Source organism: Microbacterium sp., from assembly GCF_044340635.1.
Lineage (GTDB): Bacteria > Actinomycetota > Actinomycetes > Actinomycetales > Microbacteriaceae > Microbacterium.
On record NZ_JBIITF010000016.1, the window covers coordinates 1 to 18,164 of the forward strand.

Annotated in this window: 17 protein-coding genes and 3 pseudogenes; 14 read left to right on the forward strand and 6 right to left on the reverse strand. The window is 70.3% G+C overall.

Annotated elements, in window-relative coordinates:
• Window positions 1-1,209 (forward strand): DUF222 domain-containing protein (locus tag ACIQ0W_RS12950; RefSeq protein WP_396643136.1); only part of this gene is annotated, 1,209 nt, incomplete at its 5' end.
• A gap of 72 nt (window positions 1,210-1,281) precedes the next feature.
• Here ACIQ0W_RS12950 and ACIQ0W_RS12955 read toward each other — a convergent pair.
• From ACIQ0W_RS12955 to ACIQ0W_RS12965, 3 genes and pseudogenes are all read right to left on the reverse strand, one after another.
• A pseudogene (locus ACIQ0W_RS12955) lies at window positions 1,282-1,527 on the reverse strand (DUF3237 family protein); the annotation flags it as partial.
• Window positions 1,528-1,559: 32 nt separating this feature from the next.
• Window positions 1,560-2,144 carry a nitroreductase family protein gene (locus ACIQ0W_RS12960; protein ID WP_396643137.1) on the reverse strand — a complete coding sequence of 195 codons (585 nt, stop codon included), beginning with the start codon at window positions 2,142-2,144 and terminating at the stop codon, window positions 1,560-1,562.
• Window positions 2,145-2,248: 104 nt separating this feature from the next.
• Window positions 2,249-2,833 carry a low molecular weight phosphatase family protein gene (locus ACIQ0W_RS12965; RefSeq protein ID WP_396643138.1) on the reverse strand — a complete coding sequence of 195 codons (585 nt, stop codon included), beginning with the start codon at window positions 2,831-2,833 and terminating at the stop codon, window positions 2,249-2,251.
• 367 nt (window positions 2,834-3,200) lie between these two features.
• Between ACIQ0W_RS12965 and rplM the strand changes: the two genes are divergently transcribed.
• The 3 genes from rplM to glmM are packed head-to-tail and all read left to right on the forward strand — an operon-like array spanning window position 3,201 to window position 5,563.
• The gene (rplM, locus tag ACIQ0W_RS12970; protein ID WP_396643139.1) at window positions 3,201-3,647 is read left to right on the forward strand and encodes a 50S ribosomal protein L13; all 447 of its coding nucleotides are present in this window, start codon (window positions 3,201-3,203) and stop codon (window positions 3,645-3,647) included.
• Between the two features lie 29 nt (window positions 3,648-3,676).
• Window positions 3,677-4,180, forward strand: a complete 504-nt coding sequence (gene rpsI / locus ACIQ0W_RS12975; protein WP_396643141.1) for a 30S ribosomal protein S9 — start codon at window positions 3,677-3,679, stop codon at window positions 4,178-4,180.
• Between the two features lie 18 nt (window positions 4,181-4,198).
• A complete protein-coding gene (glmM, locus tag ACIQ0W_RS12980; protein WP_396643142.1) occupies window positions 4,199-5,563 on the forward strand; it encodes a phosphoglucosamine mutase in 1,365 nt (454 codons plus the stop codon).
• A 40-nt stretch (window positions 5,564-5,603) separates the two neighbouring features.
• Here glmM and ACIQ0W_RS12985 read toward each other — a convergent pair whose 3' ends face one another.
• Both ACIQ0W_RS12985 and ACIQ0W_RS12990 read right to left on the reverse strand, forming a co-directional pair.
• Window positions 5,604-6,755, reverse strand: coding sequence for a hypothetical protein (locus ACIQ0W_RS12985; RefSeq protein WP_396643143.1), 1,152 nt, complete (start codon window positions 6,753-6,755; stop codon window positions 5,604-5,606).
• Between the two features lie 276 nt (window positions 6,756-7,031).
• Window positions 7,032-7,964, reverse strand: a complete 933-nt coding sequence (locus ACIQ0W_RS12990; protein ID WP_396643144.1) for a Ppx/GppA phosphatase family protein — start codon at window positions 7,962-7,964, stop codon at window positions 7,032-7,034.
• Between the two features lie 74 nt (window positions 7,965-8,038).
• On the opposite strand from ACIQ0W_RS12990, the gene coaA reads away from it, so the two are divergent.
• The 10 genes and pseudogenes from coaA (at window position 8,039) to ACIQ0W_RS13040 (ending at window position 16,766) form a co-directional block, all read left to right on the forward strand.
• Window positions 8,039-8,989, forward strand: a complete 951-nt coding sequence (gene coaA / locus ACIQ0W_RS12995; protein ID WP_396643145.1) for a type I pantothenate kinase — start codon at window positions 8,039-8,041, stop codon at window positions 8,987-8,989.
• 45 nt (window positions 8,990-9,034) lie between these two features.
• Window positions 9,035-10,885, forward strand: coding sequence for a glutamine--fructose-6-phosphate transaminase (isomerizing) (glmS, locus tag ACIQ0W_RS13000; protein ID WP_396643146.1), 1,851 nt, complete (start codon window positions 9,035-9,037; stop codon window positions 10,883-10,885).
• Window positions 10,886-11,049: 164 nt separating this feature from the next.
• Window positions 11,050-11,406: pseudogene (locus ACIQ0W_RS13005) on the forward strand (holo-ACP synthase); the annotation flags it as partial.
• Window positions 11,407-11,546: 140 nt separating this feature from the next.
• Window positions 11,547-12,671, forward strand: coding sequence for an alanine racemase (alr, locus tag ACIQ0W_RS13010; RefSeq protein WP_396643148.1), 1,125 nt, complete (start codon window positions 11,547-11,549; stop codon window positions 12,669-12,671).
• 43 nt (window positions 12,672-12,714) lie between these two features.
• Window positions 12,715-13,218: a tRNA (adenosine(37)-N6)-threonylcarbamoyltransferase complex ATPase subunit type 1 TsaE gene (tsaE, locus tag ACIQ0W_RS13015; RefSeq protein WP_396643149.1), complete on the forward strand. Its 504-nt coding sequence runs from the start codon at window positions 12,715-12,717 to the stop codon at window positions 13,216-13,218.
• A 50-nt stretch (window positions 13,219-13,268) separates the two neighbouring features.
• Window positions 13,269-13,676: a DUF6157 family protein gene (locus ACIQ0W_RS13020; RefSeq protein WP_396643150.1), complete on the forward strand. Its 408-nt coding sequence runs from the start codon at window positions 13,269-13,271 to the stop codon at window positions 13,674-13,676.
• A gap of 30 nt (window positions 13,677-13,706) precedes the next feature.
• Window positions 13,707-14,372, forward strand: coding sequence for a tRNA (adenosine(37)-N6)-threonylcarbamoyltransferase complex dimerization subunit type 1 TsaB (gene tsaB / locus ACIQ0W_RS13025; protein ID WP_396643151.1), 666 nt, complete (start codon window positions 13,707-13,709; stop codon window positions 14,370-14,372).
• A pseudogene (gene rimI / locus ACIQ0W_RS13030) lies at window positions 14,369-14,824 on the forward strand (ribosomal protein S18-alanine N-acetyltransferase); the annotation flags it as partial. The gene tsaB and the pseudogene rimI, both read left to right, overlap by 4 nt.
• Window positions 14,825-14,967: 143 nt before the next feature.
• Window positions 14,968-16,101, forward strand: a complete 1,134-nt coding sequence (gene tsaD / locus ACIQ0W_RS13035; protein WP_396643152.1) for a tRNA (adenosine(37)-N6)-threonylcarbamoyltransferase complex transferase subunit TsaD — start codon at window positions 14,968-14,970, stop codon at window positions 16,099-16,101.
• On the forward strand, window positions 16,098-16,766 hold the full coding sequence (locus ACIQ0W_RS13040; protein ID WP_396643153.1) for a hypothetical protein: 669 nt from the start codon (window positions 16,098-16,100) through the stop codon (window positions 16,764-16,766). Before tsaD ends, ACIQ0W_RS13040 begins: the two co-directional genes overlap by 4 nt.
• Before the next feature lie 50 nt (window positions 16,767-16,816).
• Here ACIQ0W_RS13040 and ACIQ0W_RS13045 read toward each other — a convergent pair whose 3' ends face one another.
• Window positions 16,817-18,007, reverse strand: a complete 1,191-nt coding sequence (locus tag ACIQ0W_RS13045) for an SAM-dependent methyltransferase (RefSeq protein ID WP_396643154.1) — start codon at window positions 18,005-18,007, stop codon at window positions 16,817-16,819.
• Window positions 18,008-18,164 lie beyond the last annotated feature (157 nt).

Sequence of the window (18,164 nt, forward strand, 5' to 3'; positions counted from 1 at the left end):
GTGCGTCGCGAGCGCTCGATGACGTCGGGGGAGTGGCTGCCGGCGGCGCTCCCGGCGGTGCGCGAGGCGATGATCGCGGGTGCGGTGGGGAGCGACGGTGTGGCTGCGGCATCCGTGCTGGTGGAGGCATCCGGTCGGGTCGATCGCGACGCGCTGCTGCTGGCAGACGCGGCCGTCGGGGACGCGGCGTGCGGGATCACGCGCGATGTCGGGACGGGTGCGGTCGAGACCGGCCCGCATGCGTCGGCGAACGAGTTGCGGGTGTTGGCGCAGGTGTGGGCGAGTGTGCTCGATCAGGATGGCGCGGAGCCGGTCGAGGCGTCGGCGATGCGACGGCGCGGTCTGACGGTCGGGCCCGTGCGCGATGGGCTGGCGCGGGTCAGCGGAGATGTGCTGGCGGAGGTCGCTGCGCAGTGGCAGCGCACCTGCGACGCGCTATCGAACCCCAAGGTGCGCGGCGGGGTCGGGGTGGGGTTCGGTGTTGGGGTCGGGTTCGCGCCGGACGGTGCTGATGATGATGGTGCTGGCGGCGGTGGCGGTAGTGGTGCTGGCGGTCTGGACGATGCGATCGCCGACCCCCGCGACACCCGGACGCGCGCGCAGAAGATGCACGACGCGCTCGCGACGTCGCTCGACGTCGCGGCTCGGTCGGGCGAGCTTCCGACAGTTGGTGGCGGTGCGCCGACGCTCGTCGTCTATGCCCGCGAAGAGGACGTCCGTGCGGGCGAGGGGTGGGCCGAGCTCGAGGGCATCGATGTGCCTGTGGGTATCGGGGTGGCGGAGCGGGTCGCGTGCTGTGGGAGCGTCCAGCGTGTCACCTGCGACGACCGGGGCCGGATCGTGAGTCTTGGTGTGGTGGATCGGGTCTTCAATGCGATTCAGCGCAAGGCGATCAGTCTGCGCGACGGTGGGTGTGTGATCCCGGGCTGCCATGTACCGGCCGGGTGGTGTGAAATCCACCACGCGACAGACCATGCGCTGGGTGGACCGACGCATACGGACAACGGTGTCTTGCTGTGTTGGCACCACCACAGGACCTTGGCGACATCTGGATGGTCGGTGATGATGATCGACGGGGTGCCGCACGTCCGCGGACCCGCCTGGTGGGATCCGGAGCGAAGATGGCGACCGACCGCGGGGTCGCGACTTCGGCAACGGGTTCGCGTCGGAGCGGCGGCTCGGTATCGAGAAAGCGCCGGAACGGGATGATGGCTTTGGTCGGAGCGGATGAGGGCGTCAACCTGAGCGGATGAGGGCGTCAGTCGGAGCCCGGTGCGAGCGTCAGTCGATGACGAAGACGTCCAGTCGCACGCCCAACGGCGCCCGCTCGCCGACCCCGACGAACATCCGCGAATTCAGCCACTCCCACGGACCGGCCGACGCGAAGATCTGCGGCTGCGAACGGAAATAGACCCGCGACGGATCGACCCGCTCACCCTTCGCGATGCGATCCAGGTCCTCTGCGGAACCGGCGCGAAGCCCACGATTGTCGACATACATCCGCACGCCGTCCTCGGTCTCGATGCCGTACTTCGCCTCGCTCGCTCACCGACCGGCGGTTAGGCGCCGACCAGCACCAGATCGCTCACCGAGTGCCGCGTGCGCGGGGCGAGCTCACGCTCACGCGCGTCCTCGTCGACCTCATTGATGTCGCCCAGCGCACCCACCGACATGACCGTCAGGGGCACGAAGCGGGACTCGAGCCGGAACGCATCCGCGATCGCCTTGCCGTCGAAACCACCCATCTGGTGGGTGTGCAGACCACTCGCGTGCGCCTGCACCGTGAAGTGCGCGGCGGCCTGGCCGAGATCATAGGCAGCCATGCGCTGCGCCTTGCCGTCCTCGGTCTCGGTCTCGGCGACGAACACGACGAGAGCGGATGCTGCCGCCGTCCACGACTGGTTGAACCCGCGCAGGGCAGTGTGCACCGTCTCGAACTCGGGCGTTCCGCGACGCGCGACGATGAACCGCCACGGCTGCGTGTTGTTCGCCGACGGAGTCCACCGCGCCGCCTCGAGCGCGCTCTGCAGAGCGGACTCGTCGAGCGGAGCATCCGCGTCGTACACCCGCGTGCTCCACCGCTCAGACAGCACGTCCAGGATCGGGGCCTCGGTCAGTGCGGGGTTCGCGTGCGCGGTGATCATGGTTCTCCTGGTGGTGCGGGTGCGTTCAGAACGGGGAAGTGCTCCCCACCCGCAAACCCCCTGCCGGGCGCAACTATTCCCGTGAATGGATCCGGATGGGGCGCTCAGGCGAGAGCGATCCGCAACACCCGCACGACCTCGTCCACCGCGGGCACCAACTGCGACGCCGACAACTCGTACGTCTTCCACGAGCGGCGGTACGGGTCGATCACGTCGTCGTCGGCAGCATCCGCCGGCGGTTCCACCTCGCTCCGCATCGCGGACACCTGAGCCACCGCCAGGCGAAGCGCGTCACGCGGATCCGTCGCGTCGGCGACAGCCCGGGAGATCGACACATCGGTCGCGTGCCGTGCCAGCCGCGCGAACTCGCGGACGGTGAAGGTCGCGCGCATCCGGCGTGGCGAGAGATCGACGATCGCCCGCCGATGCTCGCGCGACATGGCGAAGATCAGGTCGGGAGTCCTCAGCAACCCCTCGGTCAGGTGGCGCGCCCGATGCGCGGCGGCATCCGGAACGCCCAGATCGTCGGCGAGCCGCTGCGCCTCGGGCGTCATGCCCGACCCGACGAGCGCCCGCGTACCCGCACTGCTCACCCGCACATCGAGCGGCGCGAGGTGCTCGCGCAACAGTGATTCGGCCAGGGGCGAGCGACAGATGTTTCCCGTGCACACCGTCAGCAACTCCAGCATGACGAGGGGCCTCCCGGGTGACGTGGCAGCGTGCCCACCGAGCCTAGCGGTGACGGCTAAACACCTGTGCTGCGACGACACCCCCCGCGTCAGAGGGTGTATCGCGGCACGAGAGGTGTCTCGGGGGGCCGAGGGGGTGAGGGGGCCGCGGGTCGCCGCGGATTACGCAGACCGCCGCGTTTGGCCGCCGCGTTTGGCCGCGGGCACCGCCTGCGCTAAGCTGATTCCTTGGTGCCTGTGCCCTGCTGGCCTGGTTACCGCGAACGTGAGCCCTCCACTGGCTCGTTGCCCGGACATCCGTCTGGAGACAACAACCCCGGAGCGGGATTCACGAACATCTCCGTTCGAACAAGAAAGCAGCACTACTGTGACGCGCACGTACACCCCCAAGGCTGGCGAGATCCAGCGCGAGTGGCTCATCATCGACGCGACCGACGTCGTTCTCGGCCGCCTCGCAAGCCACGCTGCAGCGCTTCTGCGCGGCAAGCACAAGCCCACCTTCGCCAACCACATGGACACCGGCGACTTCGTGATCATCATCAACGCCGACAAGGTCGCGCTGACGGGTCAGAAGCTCGAGAAGAAGAAGGCCTACCGCCACTCGGGCTACCCGGGTGGACTCAAGTCCGTCACCTACGGCGAGCTCATGGACAAGAACCCCGAGCGTGCCGTCGAAAAGGCGATCCGCGGGATGCTTCCCAAGAACAGCATCGGACGCGCACAGCTGGGCAAGCTCAAGGTCTACCGGGGTGCCGAGCACCCCCACGCGGCCCAACAGCCCAAGACGTACACCCTCGACCAGGTCGCCCAGTAAGCGCCGCACTCACTTCAAAGGACATACTCGTGGCGAACATCTCCGACTCCACTTCCTCGACTGACGAGGCCCCCCAGAGCTACTCGACCGAGACGCCCGCTGACCAGACGGCAGCAGCCGTCGCAGCCGAGCGTCCCGTCCTGACCGTTCCCGGCGCAGCCGTGGGCCGTCGCAAGCAGGCCATCGCCCGCGTGCGCATCGTCCCCGGCTCGGGCACGATCACGGTCAACGGCCGCGCGTTCGAGGACTACTTCCCGAACAAGCTGCACCAGCAGCTCGTCACCGACCCGTTCACGGTTCTCAACCTCACCGACGCCTACGACGTCATCGCCCGCATCTCGGGCGGTGGACCTTCGGGTCAGGCCGGCGCACTGCGCCTCGGCATCGCGCGTTCGCTCAACGAGATCGACGTCGAGAACAACCGCGCCACCCTCAAGAAGGCCGGATTCCTCTCGCGCGACGCTCGCGTCAAGGAGCGCAAGAAGGCCGGACTCAAGAAGGCCCGTAAGGCGCCTCAGTACTCGAAGCGCTAACCAGCGGTCAGCGCTCCGATGCCACTTTTTGGCACGGACGGCGTTCGGGGTCTCGCAAACGGGACCCTGACCGCCGACCTTGCACTTTCGCTTGCCCAGGCGACAGCAGTCGTCCTCGGTCAAGGTCGCACCGCCGAAGCACGGCGTGCGCAGGGACGTCGCCTGACCGCCGTCGTCGCTCGCGATCCGCGCGTGTCGGGGGAATTCCTGACTGCCGCCGTCGCCGCGGGACTCGCCTCTTCGGGAGTCGACGTGCTCGAGGCCGGCGTTCTGCCGACCCCGGCTCTCGCCTTCCTCGTGGCCGACCGCGACGCCGACTTCGGCGTCATGGTTTCGGCCTCGCACAACCCGGCACCCGATAACGGCATCAAGATCTTCGCCCGCGGCGGGATGAAGCTGCCCGACGCCGTCGAGCAGCGCATCGAGCAGGCGATGTCGGGCCCCAAGCTCCAGCCCACGGGCGCGGATGTCGGGCGCATCGTGCGCTTCTCGGATGCCGAAGACCGCTACGTCATGCACCTGCTGGCGTCACTGCCGCAGCGCCTCGAGGGTGTGAAGGTCGTTCTGGACTGCGCCCACGGCGCGGCATCCGGTGTCTCGCCCGAAACCTTCCGCGACGCGGGCGCCGAGCTGGTCGTGATCGGTGCCGACCCCGACGGCTGCAACATCAACGACGGCGTCGGCTCGACACACCTCGATGTGCTCGCCGCCGCCGTGCTCGAGCATGGCGCGGACATCGGCATCGCCCACGACGGCGACGCCGACCGCTGCCTCGCGGTCGATGCTTCGGGCGCTGTCGTCGACGGCGACCGGATCATGGCGATCCTTGCGGCATCGCTCCACGAGCGCGGGCGCCTGCGCGATGACACACTGGTCGCGACGGTCATGAGCAACCTGGGCCTGCATCGGGCGATGTCGGAGCGAGGCATCCGCGTCCTCCAGACCGCCGTCGGCGACCGCTACGTGCTCGAAGAGATGAGTCGCGGCGGGTATTCGCTGGGCGGCGAACAGTCCGGGCACCTGATCATGAGCGACTACGCCACGACCGGTGACGGACTGCTGACGGGTCTGCACCTCGTGGCCGAGATGGCGCGCACGGGCAAGACCCTCGCCGAGCTGGCCTCGATCATGACGGTCTTCCCGCAGGTGCTCGTCAACGTGCGCGACGTCGACCGTTCGCGGGCCAACACAGACCCGGACGTCGTCGCTGCCGTGGCCGCGGCATCCGCTGCTCTGGGCGACTCGGGACGCGTGCTGCTGCGTCCCTCGGGTACCGAACCACTCGTGCGCGTGATGGTCGAGGCCGCCGACGAAGAGACGGCTCACCGCCACGCAGACGAGCTGGCCGATGTGGTGCGCTCGGCGCTGGCGCTGGCGCTGTAGCGGGAGGCTTCGCGAGACCGTTTCGCGTTCTCAGGCGTTCTCAGGCGTTCTCGCCGTCGGGCGGCGTGAACATGATCAGGCTGCACCCGCCCGCGGCCGGCATCTCGGCTTCGAGCCTGCCGCCGATGGCGCTCACCTGGCGGCGCAGGTTGTCCAGGCCCGGGGGCTCGTCCATACCGGCGCCCCCGGTGCCGTCGTTCGTCAGCGCGACGCGCACCATTCCGGCGACCACGCCGACCGTGATGTCGATGCGCTGCGCGTGACAGAACTCCAGCGCATTCAGAACACCCTCGATGATCGTCTGGAGCAGGATGGCGCGTCGCTCGATGGTCCGCGAACCCGTACCCGTCGCGGCCAGAACCTCGGCGGAGTCACTGACTCTCAGCCGCACGGCGATGGGGTTCGGCACCGTCGAGATGAAGGCGCGAACGGCGGGGATCAGCCCGTGTTCGAGCGCCTCGGGGTAGCTGAACAGCGCCAAGCCCCTCTGGCCGGCGATCCCGACATCCGCCAACTCGTGTCGCACGGACTGCAAGCGCAGTCTGACAAAGGGGTCCGCGTCGGCGGCGATCTCGGCGATCTCGGCGATCACGTGCCGGAATCGCTCTCTCAGCGCCTCGTGTGTGTTCAATGCCAGCCTGTGACGACCCCGTGCCTGCGTGCGCAGCATCTGGACGAGCGCCTGGGAACTCTGCGCCGCGGGCAGGTGGGAAGTGCGTTCCGCCCGGCGGACGCGCTGCTGCGAACGCGTCACGAAGAGCGCGAACGCGATGATCAAGCTGATCATGGTGCCGGCGACCGCGGCATCGGCGAGCGCGGGCACCACATCGTGCTGCGAATAGACGCCGATCGCGATCTGCATCACCGCGCGGAGCGCCGCGACCCCCACCCCGGCCGTGAGGACCAGGGCCGCCGCGGGCAGGGCGCGACGCGTCTCGATGCGCAGCTGGCTGACGATGACGAGGGTCGAGATCACGGTCAGCAGGTTGATGAAGATGCGCCGGCCCAGATCCCACCCGAACGGCACCGGTTCGCCGAGCGCCATGTCGCCGATGCCGAGCACGATGACGGCCTGTGCCGTGGCAGCGAGCGCGACAGCACCGCCCAGCACTCCGACGGTGATGACCATCGTGCGCATGTCTGCGTGACGGTCGGCCGTGGTCAGCGCCTTGTTCCGTTGCGCCTGCGTCACGGCGAGCGGGATGGAGGCGGTCTCGGGTTCTTTCGAGGCTGTGGTCGCGGGGCCCTCGGCGGTTCGATCTCGCGGAGGAGCGGTGGCGCGGCCGGAGCTAGAGGGGGCGCGGCCAGGGCTGGAGGGGGCGCGGCCAGGGCTGGAGGTGGCGCGGCGTTCGTCGGTCGACACGTGGTACCTCCGAGATGGCTGGCGGGACTGGCGTCCCCCCGCCGAGGCCGATTCTAGCGCCCCTGTGCCGATATTCCGCACAGTGCACGCTATTGCGCTGCTCGGTCAGCCCCAGGTCAGCGACTCGATATACCGCAGCAGCACGCCCTCGCGGAGGGCCCACGGACTCACTTCGAGTTCGTCGACGCGCAGGGCCGTCATCGCCTCGTGCAATACGACCGCTCCCGCGACGATCTGCATCGTGCGGTCGGCGGTGATCCCCGGCAGTTCCTGCCGCGCGCTCGCGGGCAGGCGCGCGAGCCGCGGAATCCAGGATGCGAGGGCGGCGCGGGGGAGGACCATCCGGTCGATGCCCGACCAGCCCGGCATGGGATACCCGGCGAGTTTCGCGAGCGAGCGGATGGCCTTCGAGGATCCGACGACGTGGTCGGGCTTGGGGAGTGCGCGGAATTCGCGGGCGACCGGCGCGAGCACGTCGGCGGCATGTGCACGCAGGCGATCGACCGCGGCCTCGCCGGGCGGATCGTCGGGAAGGAACCCCAACGTCATCCGTCCGGCACCCAGGGGGACGGATGCCGCGAGCTCCGGTAGCTCATCCGAACCCGACGCCAACTCGAGCGAGCCCCCGCCGATATCGAAGAGCAGGATGCGTCCGGCCGACCAGCCGAACCACCGACGGACCGCGAGGAACGTGAACCGCGCCTCGGTCTCGCCACCGAGCACCTGGAGGGGCTGACCGAGCGCCGCCTCGATCCGTTCGATGACCTCGGCGCCGTTCGTCGCCTCGCGCACCGCCGAGGTGGCGGTCGCCAGCAACTCGTCGACGGCCTCGGCGGCGGCACGATCGCGCGCCTCGGCCACGGCAGCCTCGAGCGCTCGGATGCCGTCTTCCGTGATCGATCCGTCCGGCGCGACGTACCGCATCAGCCGCAGCACGGTGCGGTGGCTCGTCGTGCCGAGAGGCCGTCCCCCGGGTCGCGCATCGGCGACCAGCAGGTGGACGGTGTTCGAGCCGATGTCGAGGACTCCCAGGCGCACCGGTGAAGCGTAGCGCGGTCGAGGTATCCGTCTGCGCGGCCGGGCTCCGTCGACCGGCGCGATAGCATCGAACGGTGCCCGCCGAGGAGACCACGACCACGTCACTGCTGACTCCCTACCGTGAAATCGAACGCGCCGAATGGGCGCGGGCGGCGGCCGGGATGGCTCAGCCGCTGTCCGAGAAAGAGATCGTCCAGCTGCGCGGGCTCGGCGACCGCCTCGACGTCGACGAGGTACGCGACGTCTACCTTCCCCTCAGCAGGCTCCTGAGCCTGTACGCCAACGCGACGAAGCGACTCGGCGTCGACACGAGCGGGTTCCTCGGCGAACCCGACACCACGACGCCCTTCGTCGTCGCCGTCGCGGGTTCGGTCGCGGTCGGAAAGTCGACGATCGCCCGCCTGCTGCGCGAGCTGATGAGCCGCTGGCCCGGCACCCCGCGCGTCGAGCTGGTGACGACGGACGGCTTCCTGTTCCCCAACGCCGAACTCGAACGCCGGGGCCTGATGAGCCGCAAGGGCTTTCCCGAGTCCTACGACCGCCGCGCCCTGATCCGCTTCCTGACCCAGGTCAAGAGCGGCGCATCCGAGGTCCGAGCGCCCTTCTATTCGCACATGCGGTACGACATCGTGCCCGACGCGAGCGTCGTCGTCCGGCGCCCCGACGTCGTGATCGTCGAGGGTCTGAACGTCCTGCAGCCGCCGGCTTCGCCGAACGACGTCGCCGTGAGCGAGCTGTTCGACTTCGCCGTCTACGTCGACGCCGAACCCGAGCACATCGCGCGATGGTTCGTCGAGCGCTTCCTGGCACTCCGGCGCGGCGCGTTCGCCAATCCCACGTCGTATTTCAACGTCTTCGCGCACCTGAGCGACGAAGAGGCGGTCGAGACGGCCATGAAGTACTGGGACGAGATCAACATGCCGAACCTCGTCGAGAACGTCATGCCGACACGGCACCGGGCGACCCTCATCCTGCAGAAGGGGCCGGAACACGCCGTCGACCGGGTGTTCCTCCGCAAGCTGTAGGCGCTCGGGCCTGGCGCACAGCCGCGCCGACTTAGGATGTCCCTCATGTGTGGAATCGTCGGATACGTCGGCCCGAGGCCGAGCCAGGCCATCCTTCTCGCCGGGCTCGCGCGTCTCGAATACCGCGGTTACGACTCCGCCGGGATCGCCGTCATCGACGGCACGGGTGAGCTCGGGATGCGAAAGCGCGCGGGCAAGCTGAGCGTCCTCAGCGAGAACCTGGCCGCGGACCCGCTCCCCGCGGGCACGACCGGGATCGGACATACGCGTTGGGCGACCCACGGTGGCCCGACCGATGTGAACGCGCACCCGCAGCTCGCCGACGACGACCGCCTGGCGGTCATCCACAACGGCATCATCGAGAACTTCTCGGAACTCAAGGCCGAACTGCTTGCGGAGGGTTACGCCTTCCAGAGCGAGACCGACACCGAGGTCGCCGCTGTTCTGCTCGGGCGTGAATACCGCAAGACCGAGAACCTCACCGCCGCTTTCCGTGCCACCGTCGCCCGGCTGGACGGTGCCTTCACTCTGCTCGCGATGCACGAGGACCACCCGGACCTCGTCGTCGGTGCCCGCCGCAACTCGCCACTCGTGATCGGGCTCGGAGAGGGCGAAAACTTCCTCGGGTCGGATGTCGCGGCATTCGTCGAGCACACACGCCGGGCCCTCGCGATCGGGCAGGACCAGATCGTCGCCATCACTCCGGACGGTGTCTCGGTGACCGATTTCTTCGGATCGCCGGTCGAGGTCGAGCCGTTCGAAGTGATGTGGGATGCCTCGGCCGCGGAGAAGGGCGGATGGTCGTCGTTCATGGCGAAGGAGGTCTCGGAAGAGCCCGAAGCCGTCGCCAAGACCCTCCTGGGTCGGACCCGCGACGGCCAGGTCGTCATCCCCGAACTCGATGGGCTCGATGAGCTCTTCGCCGGCATTTCGCGCATCGTCGTCATCGCGTGCGGCACGGCCGCCTACGCGGGTCTCGTCGGCAAGTACGCGCTCGAGCAGTGGGCCCGCATCCCCGTCGACGTCGAGCTCGCGCACGAGTTCCGCTACCGCGACCCGGTGATCGACGCCAGTACCCTCGTGGTCTCGATCAGCCAGTCGGGCGAAACGATGGACACGCTCATGGCGGTCAAGTACGCGCGCGAACGCGGCGCCAAGACGCTGTCGATCTGCAACACCCAGGGCGCGACGATCCCGCGCGAGTCCGACGCGATCGTCTACACGCACGCCGGACCCGAGGTGGCTGTGGCATCCACCAAGGCCTTCGTCGCCCAGATCACCGCGCTGTACCTGCTCGCCCTGCACGTCGGACGCGTGCGGGGCGCCCTCAGCGCGACCGAGGCGGCGCAGCAGGTGCTCGAGCTCGAGGCCGTGCCCTCGAAGATCGCGCAGATCCTTGAGCGCGAGCAGCCGCGCATCGAGCAGCTCGCGCACTGGATGGCCGACACCCGCTCGGTGTTGTTCCTCGGGCGTCACGTGGGCTACCCGATCGCCCTCGAGGGCGCGCTCAAGCTCAAGGAGTTGGCCTACATTCACGCCGAGGGCTTCGCCGCCGGCGAGCTCAAGCACGGGCCGATCGCGCTGATCGAGCCCGGACAGCCCGTGTTCGTGATCGTGCCCTCGCCGCGCGAGTCCGCGTTGCTGCACGCGAAGGTCGTCTCGAACATCCAGGAGATCCGGGCCCGCGGCGCACGCGTCATCGCGATCGCGGAAGAAGGGGATGCTGCCGTGCTGCCCTTCGCCGACGAGGTGCTGCGCATCCCGCTCGCCTCGCCCTTGTTCGAGCCGCTGCTCGCGGTCGTGCCGCTGCACATCTTCGCGATGGGCCTCGCGACGGCGAAAGGCCTCGACGTCGACCAGCCCCGCAACCTCGCGAAGTCCGTCACCGTCGAGTAGCCCGCGGCCGGCGTCGCGCGCGTCGAAACGCCGGCGCATCGGTCGATCCGGGTCGGCTCGGTGGATCTGTCCCGCCGAGTCAGCCCAAAACGACCGAGTCGCGCGCGGCGCCGCGCGGGCGGGGTGCGGGGATAGGGTGGCGAGGTGAAGTTCGGAGCCCACGCGTGATCGTCGGGATCGGCGTGGACATCGTCGACATCCCCCGCTTCGAGCGCACGCTCGATCGCACGCCGCGTCTGCTCGAGCGCCTGTTCTCACCGACCGAACGGATGCTGCGCCCCCGGTCGCTCGCCGCGCGCTACGCCGCGAAAGAGGCGCTGATCAAGGCCCTCGGCGGCTCCGACGGGGTGCACTGGACCGAGATCGAGGTCACACCCGAGGCATCCGGACGTCCCTGGTTCACCCTCGTCGGCTCGACCGCCGACGTCGTCGCCGCGCGGGGCATCACGGCGATCCACCTTTCGATGTCGCACGACGCAGGGCTCGCGACGGCGTACGTCGTCGCGGAGTCGGATGTCCCGGCATCCGCCGTCGCCGCCGCACAGCCCTCATCCGCACCGGACACATCGACACAGCCCCCACCCACCCAACCCCCACCCACCCAACCCCCATCGACACAGCCCCCACCCACCCAGCCCTCATCGACCCCTGAGGAGACCCCGTGACCCAGCTGCCGGCCGGCGTCATGCGCGAGGCCCTCATCGATGTCGGTGCGATCACCGCCAACACGCGTCACCTTCGCCGGCTGACGGGCGTCGAGGTCATCGCCGTCGTCAAAGCCGACGGGTACGGCCACGGCGCCGCGCGCGCGGCGGTCGCGGCCCTCGAGGGCGGGGCGACGCGACTGGGGGTCGCCGACGTCTCGGAGGCGCTCGCGCTGCGCCGCGCCGGAGTGATGGCCCCGATCGTCGCCTGGCTGCACGCGCCGGGAGCGTCGTTCGCCGAGGCGGCGTCGGTCGGGGTCGAGCTCGGCATCTCGAGCTTCGATCAACTGCTGCAGGCGGCGGCCGCGGCATCCGTCGACCGTCCCGTCGGCGTGCACCTGAAGCTCGAGACCGGGCTTTCGCGCAACGGCATCGCGCCGGGGGACTGGAACGTCGTGTTCGTCGAGGCCGCGCGCCTCGAGCGCATCGGCAAGCTGCGCGTCGTCGGGCTGTTCAGCCACCTCTCGAACGCGAGCCGCGAAGACGACCTCGCGGCGCTCGCGACGTTCGAGGGCGGGGTCGTCGCCGCCGCGGGCCTCGGCCTCAACCCGCCGCTTCGACACATCGCCGCAACGCACGCGGCAATCGACCTGCCCGAGGCGCGCCTGAACTGCGTGCGCGTCGGCATCGGTCTGTACGGCCTGTCGCCGTTCGCCGGGCGGTCGTCGGCCGAGCTCGGCCTGCGTCCCGCCATGACGCTCCGCGGAGCGGTTGCGGCCGTCCGCCGGGTGCCCGCGGGGCAGGGCGTGTCGTACGGCTACGACCACCGAACAACCGCGCCGACGACCCTCGCGCTCGTCCCGCTCGGGTATGCGGACGGTGTGCCGCGCGCGGCATCCGGTCGCGGACCCGTGACGATCGGCGGCACACGCCTGCGTATCGCGGGACGCATCGCGATGGACCAGTTCGTCGTCGATGCGGGCGACACCCCGGTCGCGGTGGGGGACGAGGTCGTGCTGTTTGGTGACCCGACGCTCGGCGTGCCCGCGGCGGATGAGTGGGCGGATGCCTCGGGCACCATCAACTACGAGATCGTGACGCGGATCGGGCCACGGGTGCCGCGCCGGCAGGTGTCGTCGTGAGCGTGCTCGTCGTGAGCGGGCTCGTCGTGAGCGGAGTGCGGTCATGACCGTCGCGGATGACCTTCTCGGCCGCCACGACATCGTGAGCGCCGACGACATGGAGCAGCTCGGGCGTCGGCTCGGCGCCGGGCTCGTCGCGGGGGACCTGCTCGTGCTGACGGGGCCGCTCGGCGCGGGCAAGACGACACTGACGCGCGGAATCGCGGAGGGACTCGGCGTGCGGGGGCCGATCCAGAGCCCGACGTTCGTGATCGCGCGGACGCATCCGTCCCTCGTCGGGGGTCCACCGCTCGTGCACGCCGACGCGTATCGCCTGGGCTCGGCCCTCGAGCTCGACGACCTCGACATCGACGCGGACGGCTCGGTCGTGGTCGTCGAGTGGGGACGCGGGATGGCCGAGGGGCTCCGCGAGGTGTGGTGGGAGCTCGAAATCGAGCGGCCCCTCGGCGGGCGGGGTGCCGACACGATGTGCGGCGATCTGTCCCGTTCGACCGAGGCCCTGGACGACGACGCGCCGCGCGTCGTGACGATCTCGCGCCGCCCCTAGCGCCCGCCAGGGGCTGGACGGATGTCGGGGGTGCGGTCGAAGATCGACCCATGCACACGACGAACTACTTCGACACGTTCATCGCGGTCGCGGAAGACACCGCGGCCGTGGCGGCGGCCGAGCCGCCCACGCGCGCGACGCCGACCATCGCCGAGCTGACCTACCGCATGATCGCCGAGAATCCCTACCGGTACACCTCGGACGACGTGATCTTCGCGGTCTGGGCCGATCGGCGCGACGTCGCGCCCGAAGAGCGCGAGTCGGCACGTGCGGAGTTCTTCGCGAAGGGTCAGCCGTGCATGCGCTCGAGCGACCTCGGCAAACGCTACGGATGGGGCGTGCACACGGATGCGGAGGGACGAATCGCGCTCGTGCCGGTGGAGTCCGCGGAGTACGCGCGGCTGGTGGCCGGGGAGGGCGGTGTCACGGTCACCCGGGCGATGCGCTCGAAGCGCTGAGTCTGCCCGCCCCCGACTACCCTGGAGGGCGTGATCCTCGCCATCGACACCTCCCTCGGCTCTGCCGTCGCGGTCGTCGACCTCGACGGGATCACGCGGGGCGAAGCCGCGAGCCCCGATGCGCTCGGCCACGCCGAGATCATCGGCACGCTGATCGCGGGCGCCCTGGCCGAGGCATCCGTCGACCCCGGTGACGTCACGCACGTGGCCGCGGGCATGGGGCCGGGGCCCTTCACCGGCTTGCGCATCGGCATCGCCGCAGCGCGCACCTTCGCGTTGGCCCGCGCCGTGCCGGTCGTCGCGGTCGCGAGCCACGACGCCGCGGCGCTGTCCGAGTTCGAGGCGGATGCATCCGGTCCGATCGCGATCGTCACCGACGCTCGCCGCCGCGAGTTCGCCTACACGGTGTACGCGGGGTTGGCCGAGGGGCTTCCGGTCCGGACCACCGAACCCGCGCTCGCCCCGCGCGACGACCTCGACGCGCGCCTGCTCTCGCTCGGCCTGCCCGCGCACCCCATCCGGCGCGTCGATGTCACGTCGATCTCCGCGGGAGCACTCGGTCGCATGGCGGGACGGATGCTCGCTGCCGGAATCGCCGCGGACACGACCCCCGACGCCGACGCATCCGCCGAGCCCCTCTATTTGCGCTCGCCCGATGTGACCCTCGCTCACGCACCCAAGCGGGTGGGCGTATGACGCTGCGGACGGCCACCCCCGACGACCTCGACGCGATCATGGCGCTCGAGCGCGCCTCGTTCCCGACCGACGCGTGGTCGGACGCGATGATGCGCGAAGAGCTCGCCTCCCGCCACGGCCGCTACCTCGTGCTCGAAGAGGCCGGGCGCCTGATCGGCTACGGCGGCATCCGTGCGGTGCAGGGCGGGACGGATGCGGACATCCAGACCATCGCGCTCGTCGCAGGCGCGCGGGGGCGCGGGCGGGGGCGCGGGCTGCTGCGCTCTCTGCTGACCGAGGCGGGGGAGCGCAGGGTACTCGAGGTGTTCCTCGAGGTGCGGGCCGACAACCCGGTTGCGCAGGCGCTGTATGTGTCGGAGGGGTTCGTCGAGATCGCCCGGCGCCCGAACTACTACCAACCCGACGGGATCGACGCGATCGTGATGCGCCTGGACCTGCGCGGGTGGCTCGCGGAGCGTTCCCGTGTGGACGCCGTCGATCCGGCGTCGGAGATCCGGTCGGGGTCGGCGTCAGAAGCCCCGGATGCTCCGACCCTCGCCGGATCTCCGACGCTCGATCGCGTGCCCGGCGCCGCATCCGAGGCGGGGGCGTGCACATGAGCCCCGCAATCGCGAACCACGAGCCCCTCGTGCTCGGCATCGAGACCAGCTGCGACGAGACCGGCATCGGCATCGTCCGGGGCCGCACCCTCCTCAGCAACACCATCGCGAGCAGCATGGACGAGCACGCCCGCTTCGGCGGGGTTGTACCCGAGGTCGCCGCGCGGGCGCATCTCGAGGCGCTCGGCCCCGCGATCCAGGCTGCCGTCGCCGAGGCGGGCATTCGGCTCGACGATCTCGACGCCGTCGCGGTCACGAGTGGCCCGGGACTCGCGGGCGCGCTCATGGTCGGCGTCGGTGCCGCGAAGGCCCTCGCGATAGCCCTCGACAAGCCCCTGTACGCGGTCAACCACCTCGTCGGCCACATCGCGGCGGACCTCCTGGACCCCGACGCGCCGCCCCTCGAATACCCGACCGTCGCATTGCTCGTCTCGGGCGGGCACACCTCGCTGCTGCTCGTGCGCGACCTGACGAGCGACGTCGAACTGCTCGGCGAAACCATCGACGACGCCGCGGGCGAAGCCTTCGACAAGGTCGCCCGACTGCTCGGCCTTCCCTACCCGGGCGGACCCGAGATCGACCGAGCAGCTCGCACCGGAGATCCCCGCGCGATCGCGTTCCCGCGCGGACTGTCCCGCGCATCGGATCGTGAGAAGCACCGTTACGACTTCTCGTTCTCGGGCCTCAAGACCGCCGTCGCGCGCTGGACGGAGCAGCGCGAGGCCGCGGGTGAAGACGTGCCGATCGCGGATGTCGCCGCTTCCTTCCGCGAGGCGGTCATCGATGTGCTCGTCACGAAAGCCCTCGACGCCTGTGCGCAGTACGGTGTGCCCCGCCTGCTGCTCGGCGGCGGCGTGATCGCCAATCGCCGCCTTCGCGAGGTCGCGCTGGCTCGCGGCGAGGAGGCGGGCGTGGCCGTTCGCATCCCCCCGCTCTCGCTCTGCACCGACAACGGGGCCATGATCGCCGCGCTCGCCGCCGAGCTGATCGCGTCGGGCCGCACACCGTCGACGCTCGAGTTCGGCGCCGACTCGACCCTGCCCGTCACCCAGATTCAGGTCGCCGCAGGGGACGTTTCGACCGAGCCCGTTTCGACCGGAGCCGTCGCGGTAGAACGGGTGCGCGCATGAACGATGAGTCGACGGATGCCGTGGCCCCCGCGCCCACCCGACGCTCCATGCAGGCCGCCCGGCCCGTGCCGCCACCGCTGCCCGTGGCCGAGCCCGTCACCGTGTCGCGGGGCGTCCCCGCCGGTGATCATTCCGAGCCCGGTGGCAACCCGCACAGCGACCGCCGCGCCAGGTTCGCTCCCGTTGACTCGAGCGCTCCCGTCGACCCGACCGCTCCCGTCGATCCCAGCGCTCCCGTCGATCCCACCGTTCCTGCTGAGGCCGCCGTTTCTGCTGAGGCCGCCGGCACCGCGCCGCGCGCCGCCGCGCCCGCCACCGCCACCGAGACAGAGCCAGAGACAGAGACAGAGACAGAGACAGAGCCAGAGACAGAGCCCGACCCCGACCCCGAGCGAGAGCTCGCCTGGGCCCCGCCCACCCCGCGCCGCCCGCCCGCCCTCGCCGGATGGGCGCTCGCGGTCGCGATCATCGGGCTGATCGTCTCGTTCGTCGTCGGCTGGGGGTTCCCCGTCGGCATCATCGCGATCATCACGGCGATCGCGGCGCTGCGCCGGTCGGGCGGCAGACGTCAGGCTGCGGCGTGGGCCCTGGCCCTCGGCATCCTGTCGATCCTGTACAGCGCGCTCTGGATCGCCGTCGCGCTGGGCAGGGGGCCCCTGTTCTGACGTATCGCTCATCGAGCGAGCCGTGGGCGAGTCGAAACGCCGGAAGTACGCTAGACGCGGTCGGCGAGCACCGCGATGCGCGTCGATCCGATACGCGTCAGCAGCAGCGTTCCGGATGCATCGCCCTTGAGCCCGAGCTTCGTGCGCAGAACGGCCGGGTCGACGTCCACGCCGCGCTTCTTGATCTCGAGCCGACCGATGCCGCGCTCGCGCAGTGCCCGCGCCAGCTTCTTCACATCGGCGGGCAGCTGCTCGCGCACGCGGAAGCTCGACACGAACGGGCTCGTCAGTGCGGCGTCGCCGGTCAGGTAGGCGATCCCGGGCGCGATCGGCCCCGCCTCCAACGCCCTGGCGACGTCGCCGACGAGTCGCGCGCGGATGACCGACCCGGCCGGTTCGTGAATGAACGTGCCGAGGGGATGCACCGGCTCATCCTCGCTGTCGGCCGGCGCGGTCAGTTCGTGCGATTGACCGTCGGTCATGACGACGGCGGCTCGGGTGATACCCGGCCGTGCGAGCTCGCCCGACCAGAGCACGAGTTCGAGCGTCGAGCCATCCGCGGTGATCCACTGCGCTTCGGCGAACGACGGCAGGCGCTCGCGGTCGAAGCCGGGGCCGAGTTTCACGCCCGTCGGCTTCTGAGTCGCGAGCGCGAACGCCCAGTCGAGCGACGGCGAATAGTCCTCGGGACGCGAGAGGCGGGATGTCTCGGTGTGGCCGGCGGTTCGACGTGCCGGGTCCAGCCAAACGCCCGCGAAGCCCGTGACATCCACGTCCTCCGCCTGGGCGTGGCGTACTTCCGCCGCCGAGCCGAAAGGCGCGAGGTTGTACGCCGCGATCGCGGCCGTGACCTCGTCGGTGTCCACCGCGAGGATGTTCATGCCGATGCCGGCGAACCCGAGGGCGTCGCCGCCGATCCCGCTGCCGAGGTCGGCGACGCTTGCCAGCCCCGCGTCACGGAATCGCCCGGCGTGCAGGGCGGCGACGGGCAGCCGCGTCGACTGCTCGAGGCCGGCGCGGGTGAACAGCATGCGGGCCGCGAGGGGCCCGAACTTCGACTCTGCACGCGTCCGCAGGCGAGCCTGGCCGACGACGGCCGACACCAGGTCGGGGGAGTGCCCGGCGGCGCGCAGGCGCGTCACCTCGCGGGCGACGTCGGCGGATGTCGTCACGGCCGGGGTCAGATCGAGCAGCCGCAGCCCCTCGGGCGTCAGCAGCGCCCTCAGTTCGGCCGTCTCCACCCGTCCAGCCTAAGCGCGAGGGTCGCGAACCCGCAGACTCGGTCGATTCGGGCCGACTCGGCGGATCGGTTCTGCGGGCTGAGCCCGAATCGACCGAGTTGCACCCCAGGCATCCGCCCTCGCTGGCACTCGCGTTGCGTGAGTGCCAGCGGTTGCC

Bases quoted from the DNA above. Each gene is read 5' to 3' on its own strand.
- tsaE (WP_396643149.1), top strand. From the start codon at position 12,715: ATGACCGTCGCGGATGACCTTCTCGGCCGCCACGACATCGTGAGCGCC.
- glmS (WP_396643146.1), top strand. From the start codon at position 9,035: ATGTGTGGAATCGTCGGATACGTCGGCCCGAGGCCGAGCCAGGCCATC.
- glmM (WP_396643142.1), top strand. From the start codon at position 4,199: ATGCCACTTTTTGGCACGGACGGCGTTCGGGGTCTCGCAAACGGGACC.
- tsaD (WP_396643152.1), top strand. From the start codon at position 14,968: ATGAGCCCCGCAATCGCGAACCACGAGCCCCTCGTGCTCGGCATCGAG.
- ACIQ0W_RS12965 (WP_396643138.1), bottom strand. From the start codon at position 2,833: ATGCTGGAGTTGCTGACGGTGTGCACGGGAAACATCTGTCGCTCGCCC.
- ACIQ0W_RS13020 (WP_396643150.1), top strand. From the start codon at position 13,269: ATGCACACGACGAACTACTTCGACACGTTCATCGCGGTCGCGGAAGAC.
- ACIQ0W_RS12960 (WP_396643137.1), bottom strand. From the start codon at position 2,144: ATGATCACCGCGCACGCGAACCCCGCACTGACCGAGGCCCCGATCCTG.
- ACIQ0W_RS13040 (WP_396643153.1), top strand. From the start codon at position 16,098: ATGAACGATGAGTCGACGGATGCCGTGGCCCCCGCGCCCACCCGACGC.